This is a genomic window from Proteus genomosp. 6 (genome assembly GCF_040139785.1).
GTDB lineage: Bacteria > Pseudomonadota > Gammaproteobacteria > Enterobacterales > Enterobacteriaceae > Proteus.
The window spans coordinates 57,442-78,259 of the sequence record NZ_JBEEVJ010000010.1 but is presented as its reverse complement, the minus strand read 5'-3'; the positions used below and the strand labels follow the sequence as shown (position 1 = coordinate 78,259).

General features: G+C 40.8%; 17 protein-coding genes. 2 read left to right on the top strand and 15 right to left on the bottom strand.

The window, feature by feature from the left end:
• Positions 1–3: 3 nt before the first annotated feature.
• From nuoN to hexA, 14 genes are all read right to left on the bottom strand, one after another.
• Positions 4–1,473: an NADH-quinone oxidoreductase subunit NuoN gene (gene nuoN / locus ABN212_RS13350; protein ID WP_198619771.1), complete on the bottom strand. Its 1,470-nt coding sequence runs from the start codon at positions 1,471–1,473 to the stop codon at positions 4–6.
• 6 nt (positions 1,474–1,479) lie between these two features.
• The gene (gene nuoM, locus ABN212_RS13345) at positions 1,480–3,009 is read right to left on the bottom strand and encodes an NADH-quinone oxidoreductase subunit M (protein WP_198619770.1); all 1,530 of its coding nucleotides are present in this window, start codon (positions 3,007–3,009) and stop codon (positions 1,480–1,482) included.
• A gap of 19 nt (positions 3,010–3,028) precedes the next feature.
• A complete protein-coding gene (nuoL, locus tag ABN212_RS13340) occupies positions 3,029–4,864 on the bottom strand; it encodes an NADH-quinone oxidoreductase subunit L (RefSeq protein ID WP_196533816.1) in 1,836 nt (611 codons plus the stop codon).
• Complete coding sequence (nuoK, locus tag ABN212_RS13335; RefSeq protein WP_099073810.1) at positions 4,861–5,163, bottom strand: NADH-quinone oxidoreductase subunit NuoK; 303 nt, start codon at positions 5,161–5,163, stop codon at positions 4,861–4,863. The genes nuoL and nuoK overlap by 4 nt, the downstream gene beginning before the upstream one ends.
• The gene (nuoJ, locus tag ABN212_RS13330) at positions 5,160–5,693 is read right to left on the bottom strand and encodes an NADH-quinone oxidoreductase subunit J (protein WP_109374124.1); all 534 of its coding nucleotides are present in this window, start codon (positions 5,691–5,693) and stop codon (positions 5,160–5,162) included. The genes nuoK and nuoJ overlap by 4 nt, the downstream gene beginning before the upstream one ends.
• A gap of 12 nt (positions 5,694–5,705) precedes the next feature.
• Entirely contained in the window at positions 5,706–6,248 is a 543-nt protein-coding gene (gene nuoI / locus ABN212_RS13325; RefSeq protein WP_006533299.1) for an NADH-quinone oxidoreductase subunit NuoI, read from the bottom strand.
• Positions 6,249–6,262: 14 nt separating this feature from the next.
• Entirely contained in the window at positions 6,263–7,240 is a 978-nt protein-coding gene (gene nuoH / locus ABN212_RS13320) for an NADH-quinone oxidoreductase subunit NuoH (protein ID WP_006533300.1), read from the bottom strand.
• Positions 7,240–9,972 (bottom strand): NADH-quinone oxidoreductase subunit NuoG, encoded by a 2,733-nt coding sequence (gene nuoG / locus ABN212_RS13315; RefSeq protein WP_198619768.1) that lies wholly within the window; start codon positions 9,970–9,972, stop codon positions 7,240–7,242. The genes nuoH and nuoG overlap by 1 nt, the downstream gene beginning before the upstream one ends.
• Before the next feature lie 53 nt (positions 9,973–10,025).
• Positions 10,026–11,390, bottom strand: coding sequence for an NADH-quinone oxidoreductase subunit NuoF (gene nuoF / locus ABN212_RS13310; protein WP_023581728.1), 1,365 nt, complete (start codon positions 11,388–11,390; stop codon positions 10,026–10,028).
• Positions 11,387–11,932, bottom strand: a complete 546-nt coding sequence (nuoE, locus tag ABN212_RS13305; protein ID WP_006533305.1) for an NADH-quinone oxidoreductase subunit NuoE — start codon at positions 11,930–11,932, stop codon at positions 11,387–11,389. Before nuoE ends, nuoF begins: the two co-directional genes overlap by 4 nt.
• A gap of 2 nt (positions 11,933–11,934) precedes the next feature.
• Complete coding sequence (gene nuoC / locus ABN212_RS13300; protein ID WP_100158480.1) at positions 11,935–13,731, bottom strand: NADH-quinone oxidoreductase subunit C/D; 1,797 nt, start codon at positions 13,729–13,731, stop codon at positions 11,935–11,937.
• A 76-nt stretch (positions 13,732–13,807) separates the two neighbouring features.
• Positions 13,808–14,482 carry a NuoB/complex I 20 kDa subunit family protein gene (locus ABN212_RS13295; RefSeq protein WP_004243697.1) on the bottom strand — a complete coding sequence of 225 codons (675 nt, stop codon included), beginning with the start codon at positions 14,480–14,482 and terminating at the stop codon, positions 13,808–13,810.
• A gap of 17 nt (positions 14,483–14,499) precedes the next feature.
• A complete protein-coding gene (locus ABN212_RS13290) occupies positions 14,500–14,952 on the bottom strand; it encodes an NADH-quinone oxidoreductase subunit A (RefSeq protein ID WP_036912633.1) in 453 nt (150 codons plus the stop codon).
• Positions 14,953–15,751: 799 nt separating this feature from the next.
• Entirely contained in the window at positions 15,752–16,669 is a 918-nt protein-coding gene (gene hexA, locus ABN212_RS13285; protein WP_109374122.1) for a transcriptional regulator HexA, read from the bottom strand.
• Positions 16,670–17,529: 860 nt separating this feature from the next.
• Between hexA and ABN212_RS13280 the strand changes: the two genes are divergently transcribed.
• Both ABN212_RS13280 and yfbR read left to right on the top strand, forming a co-directional pair.
• Positions 17,530–18,744 (top strand): pyridoxal phosphate-dependent aminotransferase, encoded by a 1,215-nt coding sequence (locus tag ABN212_RS13280; protein WP_100158515.1) that lies wholly within the window; start codon positions 17,530–17,532, stop codon positions 18,742–18,744.
• Between the two features lie 135 nt (positions 18,745–18,879).
• Positions 18,880–19,461, top strand: coding sequence for a 5'-deoxynucleotidase (yfbR, locus tag ABN212_RS13275; protein WP_049203494.1), 582 nt, complete (start codon positions 18,880–18,882; stop codon positions 19,459–19,461).
• 47 nt (positions 19,462–19,508) lie between these two features.
• On the opposite strand, the gene ABN212_RS13270 is transcribed toward yfbR, so the two are convergent.
• Positions 19,509–20,762, bottom strand: a complete 1,254-nt coding sequence (locus ABN212_RS13270) for a hypothetical protein (RefSeq protein ID WP_349443302.1) — start codon at positions 20,760–20,762, stop codon at positions 19,509–19,511.
• Between the last annotated feature and the right edge of the window lie 56 nt (positions 20,763–20,818).

Genomic DNA, 20,818 nt, shown 5'->3' with positions numbered 1-20,818 from the left:
CGATTAGTTGATTGCGGGTGCAATAATCGCAAAATTCGTTAATTCAATCAGTGGTTGTGGCCATACACCTAAGGCAATCACAACAACTGCACAGATTAACGCAACAAATGTTGCCATATTTTGTGATGTTGTAGAAATCGCAGGAGTGTTGTCATTGTCTGGTTTGCGTAAAAAGACAATAGCCGCAGCACGTAGGTAGTAGAATAAGCCAATCGCACTACCTAACACAACCATACCTGTTAACCACCATAAGCTTGAGCTAATGCCCGCAATGATGACATACAGTTTACCAATGAAACCTAATGTAATTGGTACACCTGCCAGTGATAGCATCATCAGTGACATCACCACAGCCACAACAGGACGGCGCCAGAATAATCCGCGGTAATCTTCCAGTGAATCCATTTCGCTTTCACGATAAGGACTTGACGCTACTGCAATAGCACCAAACGCCCCGAGACTTGCAAACAAGTAACCAGCTAAATAAATTTCAGCGGTTTCTTGTGCTAATACAGGGCTGTATTGCAGCACAATTAATGCCACGAGTAGATAACCAAGGTGTGATACGGAAGAGTAACCCAATAAGCGTTTTACGCTCTTTTGCGTTAACGCCATGATGTTACCAAACAAGATAGAGGCAATTGCCATGAAACCTAAGATCATTCGTAAGGTTTCACTATCCGCAGCTGGCGCTTCAAGGAATAAACGCATAACAACAGCAAAAATACCAATCTTACTTGCCGTCGCTAAGAACGCACCCGTTGGTGCTGGTGCACCTTGGTAAACATCGGGTGTCCATAATTGGAATGGGAATAAAGATAATTTAAATCCAATTCCCACTAACATCATACCTAAACCTGCAAGTACTAATGGTTTATGGATATTGCTATCACTTAAACTTTGTCCCATTGCAGCAAAGGAGAGCCCCCCTGCTTCTGCATAAAGAAGTGCCATACCAAATAGTAAGAAAGAAGAGGCTGCCGCAGACAGCAGCATATATTTGATACCTGCTTCCAGTGATGGACGTTGTTGGAATGCGTAACCGATAAGACCAAACAGCGGTAATGTCAGTAATTCAATACCAATAAACATCGATGCGAAGTGATGAGCAGACGAGAGTAAAATCCCTCCGACTACCGCAATCGCAATCAGCAAGTAAAACTCTTCTTTGTTATCTTGATAGCCTTCTAACCAAGGATAAGCAAAAGCAATAGTGCCAATACCAGAAAGGATCACTAGTGCAGTAAAGAAGCTTGAGTATCCATCAACGTGGTAAAGCGTGGTCACGTCCACTACGCCTAATGCATTAACGTAATAGAGCGAGCCCAGCGCAATGATGAAACCCGTAGCTGTCAAAGTGGCAATGGTAAAATGATCGCGTCGCCATGCAATGGACAGCATCACAACCACCACCGTCAATCCGACGATCAATAGCGGTAGCATTGCGATCAATTGTTCAGGAGTTATTGTCATGGCGAATTACGGCCTTACTGTTGAAATAGAAGCGGAATACCAAGTCTGGAGATTTTCCATCGCTGATATTGATGTGTCTAATACAGGTTGTGGGAAGAAGCCCAAAATAACCAGTAAAACAACCAATGTGATCAGGATAAAGAATTCTCTCAGATCTAACCCTTTATAGGTTCTTTCAGCTGTTTTCGGTGAACCATAGTAAGCCTGTTGCATCATCCACAGCGCGTAGACAGAAGCAAAGACTAAACCAAAGACCGAAATAATGGTGATCAGCTTAAAGTTACCATAAGTACCAAACAGGATCATAAACTCACCCACGAAGTTACCTGTTCCTGGCATACCTAAAGAGGCAACCGCAAAGAACAGTGAAAACGCAGGTAAGAAACGGATGCTTTTCCACAATCCACCCATTTGGTTCATATCACGCGTACCTAAACGCTCATACAGCATGCCACACATGATAAATAAACCCGCAGCTGACAAACCGTTGGTGATCATTTGAATAATCGCACCTTGGTAAGCCAATACAGAGCCGGCATAAATCGCAATCACGATAAAGCCCATGTGAGAAATACTACTGTAAGCCGCAAGACGTTTGATATCAGTCTGACGGAAGGCTAACAGTGCTGCATAGAATACGGTAATTAAACCTAACCACATCGCCACAGGTGCCAGCAACGCTGACGCTTCAGGAAAGAGTGGTAAGTTAAAACGTAATAGACCGTAAGCCGCTGTTTTTAGCAAAATACCTGATAAGTCAACAGAGCCTGCTGTTGGTGCTTCTGCGTGAGCATCCGCTAACCAGCCATGTACAGGTACAATAGGCATTTTTACTGCAAATGCCGCGAAGAAACCTAACATCAGAATAAATTGCAGTTCAGAGCCTAATACCGTATGTGCTTGTAATAAGGTGTCATAATTAAACGTCCAAATACCCGTTTCACGGTAGAAAGCAACCGCAAGACCGATAATGGCCAGCAACATTAACAGACCACTTGCCTGTGTATAGATAAAGAATTTTGTTGCTGCACTAACGTGTTTTTTATCACTACTTCCTTTGTGTCCCCATAAAGAAATCAGGAAATACATTGGGATCAACATCATTTCCCAGAAGAAGAAGAATAAAAACAGGTCAGTCGCTAAAAATACCCCCATCACACCAGCTAAAATCCACAGCAGGTTAAAATGGAAAGCACCTTGTGATGGCTGATTTTCATTCCACGATGAAAGTACCGCTAAGATACCTAAAATCGCAGTTAATACAGTCATCAGCAATGACATACCATCAAGTGCAAATTGGATATTAATCCCTAAAGCAGGGATCCACGGCACAAAGAAAAACTCTGTCCAACGTGGTGCTCCATCAGCACTAAGTAGTTGATAATCGCCTTGCAACCAAAGTTGCACAGAAATAACGAGTGTTAATCCCATCGTCAGCAACGCAACCCAGCGAGGGACTTGCGAGCCGATTCGTTCAGCCTGCCAACTTAGCAGGCCACCGATGAAGGGAATAAGTATTAGCCAGGGTAATAACATGGCGCAATGTGTCCCTTAATTAAACCAGAAGCAGCAGAGCGATAACCAGCACTGCACCTAAACCGAGAGAAGCCGCATACCAACGTGCCAATCCATTCTCACTGAAACTTAACCCTTTATTGGTGCCTTTAAGCAGGCAACCGAATAGATTAAAGAATTGGTTAACAGGATCATTTTGGATAAGCCACGCCGCCCCTTTATAAGGTTTGACAAACAGCACTTCATACAGTGCATCGAATCCCCAAGCATGGAACCACCATGTTGAGAAGAAACGACCTGTACGAGTATTAGCAACCTTAGAAACACATTGACGCTGTTTCAGGTATAACCATGCTGCAATGGCAACGCCTACTATCGCTACCACACCAGAAAGCGCTTCTAATACATATTTACCCTCATGCGATGCGCTTCCTTCAGGGAAAACAGCACCTAACGGTTGAGTAATTAACGCACCGATAAATGTTGATAACAGTGCTAATACCGCTAATGGGAAAGTATGTGTAAACCCTTTAACTTGGTGTGCTTCGGTTTTGGTTTCACCATGGAATACGATGAAAATCAAACGGAAGGTATAAAGTGACGTAAATAACGCACCAACTAAACCTGCAAGCATTAAGTTAAAATGCCCGTTTGAATACGCACCCCATAAGATTTCATCTTTACTGAAGAACCCTGCTGTTAACAGTGGTAATGCCGCTAATGCGCCACCACCAATTAGGAAACAGGCGTAAACAAATGGGATCTTCTTACGTAATCCGCCCATCTTAAAGATATTCTGCTCGTGGTGGCAGGCAACAATCACAGAGCCTGCAGATAAGAACAGTAATGCTTTAAAGAAAGCGTGAGTCATTAAGTGGAAAATTGCCGCATCCCATGCTTGAGCGCCTAAAGCCAAGAACATATAACCAATTTGGCTCATGGTTGAATAAGCAAGAATACGTTTGATATCGGTTTGTACTAAAGCCGCAAAGCCCGCTAACACTAATGTGACTGCACCAATAATACCGACTAATTCAAGTACTTCAGGTGCCATTAAGAATAGCGCGTTACTACGTGCAACCAAATATACACCTGCCGTAACCATCGTTGCGGCGTGGATTAATGCAGATACTGGTGTAGGGCCTGCCATCGCATCCGCTAACCATGTTTGTAATGGAAGCTGTGCTGATTTACCGACTGCACCGCCTAATACCATTAACATTGCCCAGTTAATGACGCTTGATCCTACTGCTAATTGCTCAGGAGCAAGTACTGCCATTTCACGGAAGCTCAATGTACCTAATTGGTCAAATAGGATAAACATACCGATAGCTAAGAACACATCACCGATACGCGTTACGATAAACGCTTTCATCGCAGCTGCGCCATTAGCAGGATTGCTATAATAGAAACCAATTAGCAGGTAACTACATAGACCAACCCCTTCCCACCCCATATACATCAGCATCATATTATCAGCCAGTACTAAGACAACCATACTTGCGATAAATAAGTTGGTATAAGCAAAGAAGCGAGAATACCCTTCTTCGCCACGCATATACCAAGATGCATACATATGAATAAGGAAGCCAACACCGGTAATCACACCCAGCATGGTTAATGAAAGACCATCAAGAACCAGTGTAAACGGAATATTGAAATTCCCTGCTGACATCCAGTTCCATAAAGTCAGAACATACGTTTCTTGCCCATTAGCAAAGAAATCCATACCTGCCCAAAGTGCAACAAGGGCAGATAGACCAACAGAACCTGTACCAATCCATGCTGATACGTTTTCAGACCAACGACCACGCGAGAAAGCGAGCAGTAAAAATCCCAGCAGTGGTAGCAGAATGGTTAAATAGAGTATATTCATCCGCGCATCTCACTGACTGTATCAATATTGATGTTTTGGCGATGTCTATGAAGCTGTAACAACAATGCCAGACCAATACTTGCCTCTGCCGCCGCCAAACTGATTGCCATGATATACATTATCTGACCATCTGTTTGACCCCAAAAGCTACCACCGACAACAAATGCCAGTGCAGCTGCATTAATCATAATTTCTAGTCCGATCAACATAAACAACAGGTTGCGGCGAAGTACTAAGCAGGTAAAACCTAACACAAACAGTACCGCAGCCAAGATCAAACCATGTTGAAGAGGTATCATTTTTGCTCCCCTGCGTTTTCGTTTTCGACGAGATCGTCATGGCTCTTATCACGACCAATGTGGTAAGCAACAATCAATCCAGACAATAAGAGAACAGATGCTAACTCAACAGCCAGAATATAAGGCCCAAATAAGCTAATACCGACCTCTTTCGCGCCAATCACTTCTCCAGCAATTTCGCCGTGAGTGACACTACTAATGGCGTAAATTAACACGACTAATAGCGTCAGAGATAAAAGCGCAGGCCCAATCCAAAACTTCGGTTGTAGCCACTTTTTCTCTTGATCAACAACGGATTTACCTAAGTTGAGCATCATCACCACGAAAACGAATAACACCATAATGGCGCCAGCGTAAACAATGATTTCTAATGCACCAGCAAAATAGGCGCCTAACGAGAAGAAAACCACAGAGAGCGCAATCAATGAAATCACTAAGTACAATAAAGCGTGTACAGGATTGGTATGAGTGATCACTCTCAATGTTGCAAGGATGGCAATCAGCCCCGCGATGTAAAATGCAAATTCCATGAATATCGCTCCCTACGGTAACAGGCTTTTGACATCGATAGGTTTAGCTTCATCATCCGCATCACCTTTATCTTTGCCGTTAATCGCCATACCTGTTTTACGGTAAAAGTTATATTCAGGATATTTGCCTGGCCCTGAAATCAACAGATCGTCTTTTTCATAAACCAAATCCTGACGCTTAAACTCACCCATTTCAAAATCAGGCGTTAATTGTAACGCCGTTGTTGGGCAAGCTTCTTCACATAAACCGCAGAAAATACAGCGAGAAAAGTTGATACGGAAAAACTCCGGATACCAACGACCATCTTCATGTTCTGCTTTCTGTAATGAAATACAGCCAACTGGACAGACTGCTGCACACAAGTTACAAGCAACACAGCGTTCTTCACCATCAGGATCACGAGTCAACACAATTCGTCCACGATAACGTGGTGCAACATTGACAGGTTCTTCCGGGTACATCTGTGTTTCACGTTTGGCAAAGGCATGTAAGCCAATCATCCAAATGCTTCGTACCTGGGTGCCGAAACCAGTCAATAACTCTTTTAAAGTCATGGTTCAATCACCCCTTATTGAGCGTTGTAAAGTATCACTGCAGCAGTGACCAGCAGATTGATAAGCGTTAACGGTAAGCAAATTTTCCAACCAAAAGACATCACTTGGTCGTAGCGCGGACGCGGTAACGATGCACGAATAAGGATAAACATCATCATGAAGAACCCTGTTTTCAGTGCAAACCAAATGAATGATGGTAAGAAAGGCCCTTGCCAACCACCAAAGAATAACGTCACGATAAGACCCGATACCGCAACGATACCGATATATTCACCAACAAAGAATAAACCGAATTTCATACCAGAATATTCAATGTGATAACCATCAGCCAGCTCTTGCTCAGCTTCAGGTTGGTCAAATGGATGACGGTGACAAACAGCAACCCCAGCAATCGCAAACGTAATAAAGCCAAAGAATTGTGGGATGACATTCCACATATTTGCTTGTGAGTTTACGATGTCAGTCAGGTTAAAAGAGCCCGCTTGTGCAACAACACCTAAGATTGAAAGTCCTAAGAACACTTCATAACTTACGGTTTGTGCTGATGCACGCATTGCACCTAACAGTGAATATTTGTTATTACTTGACCATCCTGCAAATAACACGGCATACACCGCAATACCTGCAACCATCAAGAAGAACAAAATACCGATGTTTAAGTCAGCAACAACCCATGTTGAGCTAACAGGTACAATCGCAAATGACAGCAGTAAAGATGAAAACGCAATTACTGGTGCAATGGTGAAGATAAAGCGGTCAGCAAATTTCGGGATCCAGTCCTCTTTAAAGAACATTTTGATCATATCCGCAATTAGCTGTGCTGAACCTGCATAACCTACACGGTTAGGCCCATAACGGTTTTGGAATAAACCCAGTAAACGGCGTTCCCCCATACTCATAAAAGCACCACAAGTGACCACAACAAGCAAGATCACAACGGCTTTTAATACGGTGAGTAAAATCTCTGTAACTTCAGGAGATAACCAGCTCATTATGCAATACCCCGCAGTTGACGAACCGATACACCCACCAGCGATGGAGAAATACCTGCCATACCTAACGGCAAGCCAATTTGACCTTGAGTCAGGTGAGCACTGATTTTCACAGGTAAGGTGAATTCACGGCCTTCGTAAGTAAACATAGCTTGCTGACCTTGAGTTAACGCTAATGCTTGGGCATCAGATTCACTCAATGTTAAATAAGCGGTTTCCATACGAGATTGGATAACTTCAGCGCGTTGTGATAACTCTTCACTACCAAATAAACGGTAGCAAGGTGCGACAGTCCATTGATTTTTCTGTGCATTAAATGGCGCAGGAATATCAGTGAAGTAGCCAAGTGTATTATCACCACATTCAATTAAACGCACACCTGGATCGCCAAAGCGTAAGCTGCCACCCACTTCTGCTTGGAATTTATTCCATGCTTGAGGTGAGTTCCAACCCGGCGCCCATGCAAATGGAATTTGCTGACGAGGTGCTGTTGGGCTGTTATTACCTTCCATTGAGAACGCAAATGGGGTGTCGATATCTTTTGGTTGACGCTGTTCATGAACAGACACATTCGCCAGCATAGATGTACGACCACTATAACGATGTGGTTCACGAGCCAGTTTTTGTCCACGAATACGGAATGACGCATTTGGTGCCGCATCAACAATGCCAGCAAACTGAGGAAGACTCGTCGCACAATGTTCAATCACATTGTCTAACTGTGTCCAATCCAGTGTTCTTTCATGCCATTGTGAATCAACCGCACTCAACCAACGCCAGCTTTCATGCATCACCACTTCTTTGTTATAGAAAGAAGGTTCGAAAACTTGGAAATAACGTTGTGCTCTGCCTTCTTGACTCACCATTGTTCCATCACTTTCAGCGAATGAAGAAGCTGGGAGAACAAGATGTGCTTTCGCCATAATGTCAGTTTGCTGGTGGTCGATGACAATTAAGTTATCTACTTTAGCAATCGCATCATCAATCACGTCGGCATCAAAATGACGATATAAATCGTTTTCCATGACAACAACGGTGTTAACTTGACCACTACGCATCATTTTTAATGCGTCATCAAGTGGCTGTGCATTCATCATGGCAAGACCCATGCTGTTTGCATCATCAGCAACGAAAGAAAGCCCTACTTCATTACCTTTTGCTTTTAATGCAAAAGCAATGTTAGCGGCTGCTTTGATAACGTCTTCGCTACCCGCATGGCTACCACTGATAATTAATGGTTTCTTGGCTTGAGAAAGTGCTTGAACAACCATTTCGATGTGTTTATTCAGCGCTTCATCAATACCATCAACAGCTGGTGCATCACCGTTAATGTTATTCGCAATCGCAAAGCCTAAACGTGCTTGATCAACAACGGGTGCGCGATAACTCCACGCAGCAACATCATCGAGGCGAGTTTCATCAACATGAGTGACAAACAGTGGGTATTTTGCACGTTGCCCGATATTCATAATCGCAGCAATTTGCCAGTCAGCCACTTTTTGAGCTGCCGCCATTTCACGCGCTTTACCTTTCACGGCCTGACGTACAGACAATGCCATACGAGCACCAGTTTGTGTTAAATCTTCACCTAACACTAAAACGGCATCGTAATCTTCAATTTCACGCAGAGATGGAGTATGAACGCCACCTTTTTGTAAAATATCTAACATTAAGGTCAGACGTTTTTGCTCTGATGCAGAGATACCGCTATAGAAGTTTTCAGCGCCAACAACTTCACGTAATGCGAAGTTACTTTCAATGCTTGCACGCGGGGAACCAATACCCACGATACGCTGACTTTTCTTCAGCATATCCGCAGCTGCTTGAGTCGCTTGAACAGCGTTAATTTCTAACCAGTTACTGCCTAAACGTTTTTTAGGCTGACGAGGTCTGCTTGCTAAATTCACATAGCCATAGCCAAAACGACCACGGTCACAAAGGAAATAGCGGTTTACAGTCCCGTTATAACGGTTTTCGATACGACGTAATTCACCATAACGTTCACCAGGGCTGATGTTACAACCCATGCTACAACCCTGACAAATGCTTGGTGCAAACTGCATATCCCATTTGCGGTTATAACGAGATGAGTGGGTTTTATCGGTGAAAACACCCGTCGGACAAATTTCAACCAAGTTACCTGAGAATTCGCTCTCTAATGTGCCATCTTCAACGCGTCCAAAAAATACGTTGTTATGTGCACCAAAGACACCAAGATCAGTACCATCAGCATAATCTTTGTAGTAACGAACACAGCGGTAACAAGCAATACAACGGTTCATTTCGTGAGAAATAAACGGTCCCAAGTCTTGGTTTCTATGTGTACGCTTAGTAAAGCGATAGCGACGCATAGTGTGACCTGTCATTACCGTCATATCTTGAAGGTGGCAGTTACCGCCTTCTTCACAAACTGGACAGTCATGAGGATGGTTTGTCATATACCATTCAACAACGCTTTCGCGGAATTTCTTCGCTTCTTCGTCATCGATAGAGATAAACGTGCCATCAGTCGCAGGTGTCATACAAGACATCACTAAACGACCGCGGGTATCCTCAGCATTTTGATACTGCTTAACCGCACACTGGCGGCAAGCGCCAACGCTTCCCAGCGCTGGATGCCAGCAAAAATAAGGAATATCTAAGCCTAAATTAAGACAGGCTTCTAACAGGTTATCAGCCCCGTTAACTTCATATTCTTTGCCGTCTACATGAATCGTAGCCATAGTCAGCATGCTTCCCAAAGGCCTGCACAGCAGGCGTTAAACCTAGAATGTGTCGTGAAAAATTACCAGCGGCTTTTCAGTAAGTTAGGCTGAATACCTCTGATCAAGTTGGCATTGGTATAATCTTCTTGAATAATGCCAGCCTCAAATTCTTCACGGAAATATTTAATGGCGCTTTGTAAAGGTTCTACTGCACCCGGTGCGTGAGCACAGAATGTGTGTCCCGGACTTAAAGAACGACATAAATGTTCAAGGGTTTCGATATCACCAGGGCGACCTTTACCGTTTTCTATCGCACGTAAGATTTCGACACTCCATGGCAAGCCATCACGACAAGGTGTACACCAGCCACAAGATTCACGAGCAAAGAACTCTTCTAAGTTACGGGTTAATGAAACCATATTAATTTCATTATCTACCGCCATTGCAAGTGCTGTACCTAAACGGCTACCTGCTTTTGCAATCGTGCCAAAATCCATTGGAAGATCGAGGTGATCTTCTGTTAAGAAGTCAGTACCTGCACCACCCGGTTGCCATGCTTTTAGCTTAAGACCATCACGCATACCGCCTGCGTAATCTTCAAGGATCTCGCGCGCTGTTGTACCAAATGGTAATTCCCATAAGCCCGGATATTTCACGCGACCTGAGAATCCCATTAATTTAGTACCCGCATCTGGGCTTTTACCTTCACTTAAGCCGATATACCAATCTTTGCCGTGTTCAATAATCGCAGGCACATTACACAGTGTTTCAACGTTATTGACACAAGTTGGTTTACCCCATGCACCTGATGTTGCAGGGAATGGAGGTTTAGAGCGCGGGTTAGCACGACGACCTTCTAATGAGTTGATTAATGCTGTCTCTTCACCACAGATGTAACGACCTGCACCCGTGTGAACAAACAGTTCAAAATCAATGCCTGAACCAAAGATGTTTTTACCCAGAAAGCCTGCTGCTTTTGCTTCTTCAATAGCATGGCGCAGATTCTTAGCCGCTTCAATATATTCGCCACGAAGGAAAATATAGCCACGGTAAGCTTTTAGTGCGTGAGCGCCGATAATCATCCCTTCAATTAACAGATGTGGAAGTTCTTCCATTAAGAGACGGTCTTTATAAGTACCCGGCTCCATTTCATCTGCGTTACAAAGGATGTAACGGATATTCATGCTTTCATCTTTTGGCATCAGGCTCCATTTCAAGCCTGTTGAGAATCCAGCACCACCACGACCTTTTAGGCCAGCATCTTTAACTTCAGTGGTCACCTCAGTCGGTGACATCCCTTTTAATGCTTTTTCTGCCGCTTTATAACCGTTTGTAGCACGGTATTCATCCAGCCATACAGGCTGACGATCATCACGTAAGCGCCACGTTAGCGGATGCGTTTCTGCGCTACGAATAATCGGTTTTGCTCCTGAAATTGCTGTCATGGATACTGCTCCAGTAACGTTTCAATCTCTTCAGGTTTAACAAAGCTGTGAGTATCGTCATCTACCATCATAGTAGGACCTTTATCACAATTACCTAAACAGCAGGTTGGCAGTAACGTAAAGCGACCATCTGGTGTAGTTTGACCAGGAATGATATTAAGGTGCTTTTCAATCGCTGCTTGAATGCCTTGATAACCTGTAATATGACAAACCACGCTGTCACAAAAACGAATGATGTGACGGCCAACGGGTTGACGGAAAATTTGGCTATAGAACGTCGCAACGCCTTCAACATCGCTTGCAGGGATCCCAAGAACATCCGCAATCGCATAAATTGCGCCGTCTTCAACCCAACCACGGTTCTTTTGCACAATTTTCAGTGCTTCAATAGAGGCTGCTCGCGGATCTTCGTAATGATGTTTTTCTTGTTCAATTTCAGCACGTTCTTCTTCAGTTAAAACAAACGTTGCTTTCTTTGAATGTGTTACATCAACGATTTCGATCTGCACAGCATCATCTTTTTGGTTTAATTCATTTTGCATGATTAACGATCCACATCCGACATTACAAAATCAATACTTCCCAGATACACAATCAAGTCAGAAACCAGACTACCGCGGATAACTGCGGGGATTTGCTGCAAGTGAGCAAAACTTGGCGTACGAATACGGGTACGGTAGCTCATTGTGCTGCCATCACTGGTTAAGTAATAGCTGTTGATCCCTTTCGTGGCTTCAACCATCTGGAATGATTCATTAGCAGGCATAACAGGACCCCATGAAACCTGTAGGAAGTGGTTAATCATGGTTTCGATATGCTGTAATGTACGCTCTTTTGGTGGAGGCGTTGTCAGTGGATGGTCTGCTTTAAATGGCCCTTCTGGCATATTTTTATAGCACTGTTCCAGAATACGTAAGCTTTGGCGTAGTTCTTCTACTTTCAGCATTACGCGGTCATAACAGTCACCATTACTTGCGACAGGGATTTCAAATTCAAAGTTTTCATAACCTGAATATGGACGCCATTTACGCACGTCAAACTCAACCCCAGTTGCACGAAGACCTGCACCTGTGACACCCCAATCTAATGCTTCTTTAGTATTATATGAGGCAACACCAATAGTACGACCTTTTAAGATACTGTTTTGCAGTGCTGCTTTTACGTAAGAATCTAGACGTTTTGGCATCCAATCTAAGAATTCACGTAATAAGCGTTCCCAACCGCGAGGTAAGTCATGAGCAACACCACCGATACGGAACCATGCAGGGTGCATACGGAATCCGGTAATTGCTTCAACGATGTTGTAAACTTTTTGACGGTCAGTAAAGGCAAAGAACACGGGTGTCATCGCACCAACGTCTTGGATAAAGGTACTGATATACAGTAAGTGGCTATTAATACGAAATAGCTCAGACAGCATGACACGAATGACTTTAACGCGTTCAGGCACTTCAATACCGGCAAGTTTTTCCACTGCAAGTACATAAGGCATTTCGTTAACGCATCCGCCGAGGTATTCAATTCGGTCTGTGTATGGGATATAACTGTGCCAAGATTGGCGCTCACCCATTTTTTCAGCACCACGGTGGTGATAACCCACGTCAGGCACACAGTCGACGATCTCCTCGCCATCAAGCTGAAGAATAATACGGAATGCACCATGAGATGATGGATGGTTAGGACCGAGGTTTAAGAACATAAAGTCCTCATTCTCAGTACCGCGTTTCATCCCCCACTCTTCAGGTTTGAATGTCAGCGATTCCATTTCCAGATCCTGTTTCTGCTTTGTCAGCACATAAGGATCGAACTCTGTCGCACGAGCAGGATAATCTTTACGCAGCGGATGACCTTCCCAATCAGGAAGCATCATAATACGGCGTAAATTTGGATGCCCATTAAAGACAATCCCAAACATATCCCAGACTTCACGCTCATACCAATTCGAGTTAGGGAAGATAGATGTGATAGTCGGAACATTAAGATCATTTTCACTTAATGCGACTTTCAGCATGATATCTTTATTACGATCGATTGATATCAGATGATAGAAAACAGAAAAGTCTGCTGCTGGCAAGCCTTGACGATGCGTACGAAGACGCTCATCAAAACCATGCATATCAAACAGCATGACATAAGGTTTTGGTAAAGATTTGAGGTATAGCATTACCTCAATAAGTTGTTCCCGTTTTACCCAAACAACTGGCATGCCAGTACGAGTAGGCTGGAACGTAAACGCATCTGGCCCAAATTTCTGACGTAGTTCATTAACCACCTGATCATCAATATGATCGGTCGTTTCCCACGCTGGCCGAGCGCCTTTTTGCGCTATCTGATCGGTCATTTCTATTCACCACAACTTTGATCAGGGTTACTATGATCGCAACACATTGCTCTGGTTACGTCTTAGGCAAAAGCCTTTAAATTTCGTCAGGAGTACGCAGGTTTTTCACTGCGATACGTTCACCGTGTTTTCTTTCTCGTTCTGATTGCATATTGGCACGGTAAACACCTTGGTCGCCGACAACCCATGATAATGGGCGACGTTCTTTACCAATGGACTCTTGTAATAACATCAGTGCTTGCATGTAAGCTTCAGGGCGTGGTGGACAGCCAGGAATATACACATCAACTGGAATGAACTTATCAACACCTTGCACTACTGAGTAGATGTCGTACATACCACCAGAGTTTGCACATGCCCCCATAGAGATAACCCATTTAGGCTCTAACATCTGATCGTATAAACGTTGAATAACGGGTGCCATTTTAGTAAAGCAAGTACCCGCAACCACCATAAAGTCAGCTTGACGAGGTGATGCACGTAATACTTCTGAACCAAAACGAGCCACGTCATGCACAGCCGTAAATGACGTCACCATTTCAACATAACAACAGGAAAGACCAAAGTTATATGGCCATAAAGAGTTTTTCCGTCCCCAGTTCACAACATCATGCAACGCATGTTCCAGTTTTCCCATATACACGCTGCGATGAACGTGAGCATCTAATGGGTCACTGACAATTTCCTGTGATTGCAGGGGATAACGGTCATTCTCACCGTTCGGATCTATGCGGGTGAGCGTATAATCCATTTCTAATGCCTCGCTTATTACTGCTGCGGATGTTTGCCGCTGGTTAATCGAACATGGCTTTTACTCGCGGTTTCACGACGAGAGCGAACAGGCGTCCAATCTAATGCGCCTATACGAACCAAATAGAATAATCCAGCTAATAAAATAGCGATGAAGACTGACGCTTCAATAAAGCCTAACCAGCCAACTTCACGAACGGAAACAGCCCAGGCATAAAGAAACAGTGCTTCAACATCGAAAATAACGAAAAACATGGCAACTAAATAGAATTTAGCTGACATGCGCAGACGAGCGCTGCCAACAGAATCAAGACCAGATTCATAAGGAACATGCTTTGCCCTTGCCTGTGCGCGTCCGCCTAAATAGCGGGCACCCAACAACATGAGCGAACATAACCCCAATGCGCCTATGAGGAAGACAGCAAATGCCCAATGATGGGCGATAACTTCGGTGGTTGTAGACATACTCATTGCTTACTCATCAAAGGTGGTGTCAATTAACCAACTCTTATCCGGCGGTTTACACCACATTTCTAATTACGAAAAAAAAGGCGAATTAAACAGACTTGCTAATTAAAGAAATAATAACAGTCTATTTATACCTTTATTATTTTTTGGAAAACTTTGCGACAAATCACTCAGTTTTCCATCGCGATTTAACAAATTTAACACTCATTTTTAACACTCAATTACTGGCTAATGCTAAAACGTGTCAGTCAACCGACAAACTTTATGCTAACACGCTTAGTCTAACCGATAATTCGATTTTACTACACCAGTATCTCAGGAAAAACCTGACTCAACACAGGCAAATGTGCCTTATTTTCTTGATCAAACTCACAAAATAGTCGAAAAAATACTTAATCAGTTTAAAATTTATCCAAATTTTAACAAATTAACTTTCTAATATTGTGGAGGAGGTCAAATATCCGATTAGATTTACTTTTTTATTCTCTTAAAACCTAGACAATCTTTTTATTTGTTAACAAATCCTACAACTGATTAACCAAGCGGAAAGGTAAACATTTTTTTAACAAACAGTTAAGGTAGTTTTGGGATGAAATGTCACAAAGATAAATACATAAAACAACATAATTATTAACAAGGTGTTACTATTTCAAAAAATGGCAATAAAAAACGGAAATAAACGCACTTAATTGCATCTATTCCCGTTTATCACTATTCATCACTATCCAGTTTTATTTGACTCTTTTTTAATCTTTAATTTTTGTGTTCTAACGCTAAAAAATTCACACAATTATTAATGTGATTATTCAAGTTCAGTAGAGCTAATATCTTCAGATGCAGTGACGGTATAAGGTGTCTTCTTGTTTTCAATCGCATTGAATACCGTTAACACCGCTTCATTTTGTTCATCAGAGTTACGATACAACCAATACTGTGTTTCAGGTAAACGAGGTAATCCTTCGCTTTCGCCTAAAATACGTAAATCGGCATTTTGCATTTCAAGTGGACGCGCAGTAATACCCACTTCTGCATTAACTGCGGCACGAACAGCGGATAAAGAAGCTGCTTCATAAGCAATACGCCATTGGATCCCAGCATCATCTAACGTGTTTATCGCTAATTGACGGAATGGGTTCGTTTCATCCATTACAACTAAAGGAATAGGCTCATTCATTTGTAATTGGAAATCTGGCGCGCAATGCCATAGCACTGGTGCTGTACGTAACGCTGTACGAGGATGATGACCAATACGTGCTGTTGTTAATGCTAAATCAATTTCATGATTATCTAGCATTGTTTCAATATATTGAGAACGCTTAATGCGAACATCAACAGCTAAACGTGGATACACTGATGCGATACGGTTTAATAAAAACGGTAATAAAGTATCAACAGAGTCATCAGAAGCACCAATACGTAGCTCCCCTTCTGCATCGCTATACGTTAATGATGCCGTTGCATCATCATTTGCACGCAGAATTTGACGAGCATAACCTAACAGTTGTAGGCCATGCTCTGTTAAAAGTTTATTACGACCATGGCGGGCAAAAAGCTCTCTACCGACCAATTGCTCTAAACGTTGCATCTGCTGACTCACAGCAGATTGGGTTCGACATACAGCAGCAGCGGCTGCTGCAAAAGTATTCAAATCTGCTACAGCTACAAACGTTCTAAGCAGATCGAGGTCGAGATTCATTATCGGACGATTTGCATTAATCATTGTTTATTCTTCACTTATTTTTGATTTTTAAATTACATATACCTGGTGTTTTATATCAAAAGTCTAAAAAAGACTTCCGATTCAGACAGTACTCTACTCTGAAAAAGAGAGCAAAGACATACCGAATACTTTACATTTGTTTCTTATCGTTTACACCTCCTAGATGGAAAGGAATTGCATCTTTTTGTAACAAATTAAATTTTATTATCATTTCAAGCATTCACAAGAAAGAACTGTATACCGTCATCACAAGTTAGACTTAGATCATACTATATTGCTTTCTCATTCATAAATTTTAACATTTTGAAAATAATTTAAATTATCTTAACTATGCATTCGAATTTAAGTATCTTCCCCTATAAATTAAATTTAAGATTTAAATTTAATTTATACTTAAACTAATTGATTGCTATAGAATTAAATAGATTTAACCATATTATTTGAAAATTTAATATATTAAGCCAGATAATACAAATCCGATAAAATTATTCAATAATTGATTATGCAACATTTCATCTACCTGTGTATCACATCAACTTATCTCTAATCACCACACTAAAAAGCCCTCTTTCAATAGAATAATAATCCAGATTATTTTTCAAAACTGAAACATAAATCCGCCATAAGCAATACAATTAGTCATCAAAATAACATTCTAAGAATAAACTGACCTTTTACACCAAAAATTACCTAGCATCTTCAAAAGTTTGTAACGTAAGAGTAGAGTGATAGAACAGTTATTTGCTGGGACAGCCTTTTCATTTGTATCTTTCTATATGAATAGCAATCGGTGATAAATATCGCTAAGTCGCCATAATCACAATAAAGATACGAGTCAGACCCTATTAGGTAAACGCGCTATGAATCAGATTAAAAAATCAAACAAACTCGAACATGTCTGTTACGACATTAGAGGTCCGGTTTTGCAAGAAGCAAAACGTCTGGAAGAAGAAGGTAACAAAGTTTTAAAACTCAATATTGGTAACCCAGCACCTTTTGGCTTTGAAGCACCTGATGAAATTTTAGTAGATGTGATCCGCAATCTACCAAGCTCTCAGGGTTATAGTGACTCCAAAGGTCTATTTTCGGCGCGTAAAGCTATCATGCAGCATTATCAAGCTCGTGATATGCGTGATATCACGGTTGAAGACATTTATATTGGTAACGGTGTTTCCGAGTTAATCGTACAAGCAATGCAAGCCTTATTGAATAATGGCGATGAAATGCTAGTACCTGCGCCTGATTATCCTTTATGGACTGCCGCAGTTTCTCTTTCGGGAGGAAATGCCGTTCACTATATGTGTGACGAGCAACAAGGTTGGTTCCCTGATTTAGATGATATCCGCAGTAAAATTACAAAAAATACTCGCGGCATTGTTATTATCAACCCAAATAACCCAACGGGTGCGGTATATAGCAAAGATATTCTAATGGAAATCGTTGAAATAGCTCGTCAGCATGACCTGATTATCTTTGCAGATGAGATCTACGATAAAATTCTCTATGATGATGCAGAGCATCACTCTATTGCTGCAATGGCACCGGATTTATTAACCGTCACTTTTAATGGTTTATCAAAAACCTATCGTGTTGCTGGTTTTCGTCAAGGTTGGATGGTACTAAACGGCCCTAAAAAACATGCTAAAAGCTATATTGAAGGCTTGAATATGTTAGCGTCTATGCGTTTATGCGCTAACGTTCCGATGCAACACGCCATTCAAACTGCATTAGGCGGCTATCAAAGTATTAGTGAATTTATCCTTCCGGGAGGTCGCTTATACGAACAACGTAATCGAGCTTGGGAGCTGATCAATCAAATTCCTGGTGTTTCTTGCGTTAAGCCAATGGGTGCTCTTTATATGTTCCCTAAAATTGACTTAAATCGCTACAGTATTAAAGACGATCAGAAAATGATCCTCGATTTATTGTTGCAAGAAAAAGTGCTATTAGTACAAGGAACGGCATTTAACTGGCCACACCCAGACCATTTCCGTATCGTTACCCTTCCTCGTGAAGATGATTTAGATATGGCAATTCAAAAATTTGGTCGTTTTATCGTGGGTTATCACCAATAAGACTTATCAAATCAAAATAAAACGCAGTATAACAATCAGTTATATTGCGTTTTTTTATTTTCTTTTTTATTTACGTTTACATCTGTTAATTATCCACTCACAATAATCACTTCAATCACGCAATTGGGAGATATTATGAGTTACTTTTTTGCCCACCTTTCTCGCTTAAAACTCATTACTCGTTGGCCTTTAATGCGTAACATTCGCCAAGAAAATGTGTCTGAGCACAGTTTACAAGTGGCTTTTGTTGCCCATGCCTTAGCGGTGATTAAAAATCGTAAATTTGATGGCAATGTCAATGCCGAACGAATTGCATTACAAGCGATGTATCATGATGCAAGCGAAGTGATCACTGGCGATATGCCAACGCCTATTAAATATCACAATCCTCAAATTGCTCATGAATATAAAAAAATAGAAAAATACGCGCAGCAAAAACTAATTGAAATGTTACCCGAAGAATTACAAGATGACTTTCGCCCTCTTATTGATGAGCAATTACATAGCGAGGAAGAAACCTTTATTGTAAAACAAGCAGATAGTCTGTGCGCTTATTTAAAATGTCTTGAAGAGTTAGCAGCCGGTAATAGCGAATTTAATCTGGCTAAAAATCGGTTAGAAAAGACCCTAGCAGAAAGACATAGCCCAGAAATGGACTATTTTATGAAGGTGTTTGTACCAGGGTTTAGTTTATCGCTTGATGAAATTAGTGAGTGATAATAATCACTCACTTTAAAGTTGATACTATAATTTAATGATATAAATCAATCTTCATTTTTTACATCGTTTTTATCAGGATTAATATCCTTATCATTCATACCTTTTATATTTTCCATTTCCTTTATATTTTCCATTTCCTTTATATTTTCTGCTAAAAACTTCAATGTATTGGATTCAAAACTTACGATCAAACCTTCTGTTAATTTATTTAGCCTCTCAATTTTACTATTATCTTTACCAATAACTAGATTTCTTATTCCTTTCATACCTCTAATAAATACATTACTTCTATTGATACTTTTTGTTTTTCCCATAGCAAGCATTATTATATCATTTTTATTTTCATTAAGTTTTAGTGCTTTCATATAATCTAATGTTTGGTCAATTGCCGAATTAACTGTCTCTAATCGTTTTTCTGAGTTTAATGTTGCAGCAAACTCTAAACCTTTATCTTTGATCATTTTTTCAATAATATTTTCGGCTTGTTCTAAATTAACATGAATATTATTGTCATTAAGATAGTGTTCAGCAATTCCTTGAAAAATATCATGTGTATTTAAATCACTTTTATTTCTAACAATATTTTTATTTTTAAAATCATTAACAAGTTCAAAAAGACCTTCTATTTTTTTATCAAATTTATTTGACTCCATTGTTTTTAATATATTTTTCGCTCTATTAGTGATATTCAACTTATTTTTTACAGCGTCTATATATCCTTGGTATTTCTCATTTAAATAATCCTTTACATACTCAACAGAATCATTCTTATTATTATTTTCTAATATAGAAAAGATTATTGCCTCATCTGCATTTTTTAATTCTAATGAAATAGAAAAATTAGTCATTGCTTTTGATGCTTTATCATGAAACTCAGGTGCTAATGAAGTAAAATTATTATACTTTGATAATATCTCATTCCCCACACTTTCTTTATTATTCATCAAATTATTCGCGATCAATCCTTTAAAAACAGTAGGACGTGTAGAAATAGCCTGTTTTATCTGTTTTAGATCATCGCTAACACTTTGAGTTAAATTTTTATTATGTTCACTAGAAAAAACAATATTTTTATTATTTACTCTTGCTGTTGATTTACCCTGGCTATTTTTTTCTATTATTATCTCTTTTATTTTATTACTTAATACTTTGTTACTTTCTTTTGATGTATGAATATTGCCATTAGTTTTAAACTCTCTACTATTGTTTGATATAGTGCTTATTCTATTGTCATCTTGATTACTTTTATCATTCTGAATCAAAATTTTGTTTGAGGTGCTTATTGAATTTATACACATTATATGTCTCTCTTATTAAATTATTTTCAGATCAATAATATGACTATACTTTTTTT

Coding starts and splice junctions, on each gene's coding strand:
- nuoN (WP_198619771.1), bottom strand. CDS start 1,473: ATGACAATAACTCCTGAACAATTGATCGCAATGCTACCGCTATTGATC.
- nuoM (WP_198619770.1), bottom strand. CDS start 3,009: ATGTTATTACCCTGGCTAATACTTATTCCCTTCATCGGTGGCCTGCTA.
- nuoL (WP_196533816.1), bottom strand. CDS start 4,864: ATGAATATACTCTATTTAACCATTCTGCTACCACTGCTGGGATTTTTA.
- nuoK (WP_099073810.1), bottom strand. CDS start 5,163: ATGATACCTCTTCAACATGGTTTGATCTTGGCTGCGGTACTGTTTGTG.
- nuoJ (WP_109374124.1), bottom strand. CDS start 5,693: ATGGAATTTGCATTTTACATCGCGGGGCTGATTGCCATCCTTGCAACA.
- nuoI (WP_006533299.1), bottom strand. CDS start 6,248: ATGACTTTAAAAGAGTTATTGACTGGTTTCGGCACCCAGGTACGAAGC.
- nuoH (WP_006533300.1), bottom strand. CDS start 7,240: ATGAGCTGGTTATCTCCTGAAGTTACAGAGATTTTACTCACCGTATTA.
- nuoG (WP_198619768.1), bottom strand. CDS start 9,972: ATGCTGACTATGGCTACGATTCATGTAGACGGCAAAGAATATGAAGTT.
- nuoF (WP_023581728.1), bottom strand. CDS start 11,390: ATGACAGCAATTTCAGGAGCAAAACCGATTATTCGTAGCGCAGAAACG.
- nuoE (WP_006533305.1), bottom strand. CDS start 11,932: ATGCAAAATGAATTAAACCAAAAAGATGATGCTGTGCAGATCGAAATC.
- nuoC (WP_100158480.1), bottom strand. CDS start 13,731: ATGACCGATCAGATAGCGCAAAAAGGCGCTCGGCCAGCGTGGGAAACG.
- ABN212_RS13295 (WP_004243697.1), bottom strand. CDS start 14,482: ATGGATTATACGCTCACCCGCATAGATCCGAACGGTGAGAATGACCGT.
- ABN212_RS13290 (WP_036912633.1), bottom strand. CDS start 14,952: ATGAGTATGTCTACAACCACCGAAGTTATCGCCCATCATTGGGCATTT.
- hexA (WP_109374122.1), bottom strand. CDS start 16,669: ATGATTAATGCAAATCGTCCGATAATGAATCTCGACCTCGATCTGCTT.
- ABN212_RS13280 (WP_100158515.1), top strand. CDS start 17,530: ATGAATCAGATTAAAAAATCAAACAAACTCGAACATGTCTGTTACGAC.
- yfbR (WP_049203494.1), top strand. CDS start 18,880: ATGAGTTACTTTTTTGCCCACCTTTCTCGCTTAAAACTCATTACTCGT.
- ABN212_RS13270 (WP_349443302.1), bottom strand. CDS start 20,762: ATGTGTATAAATTCAATAAGCACCTCAAACAAAATTTTGATTCAGAAT.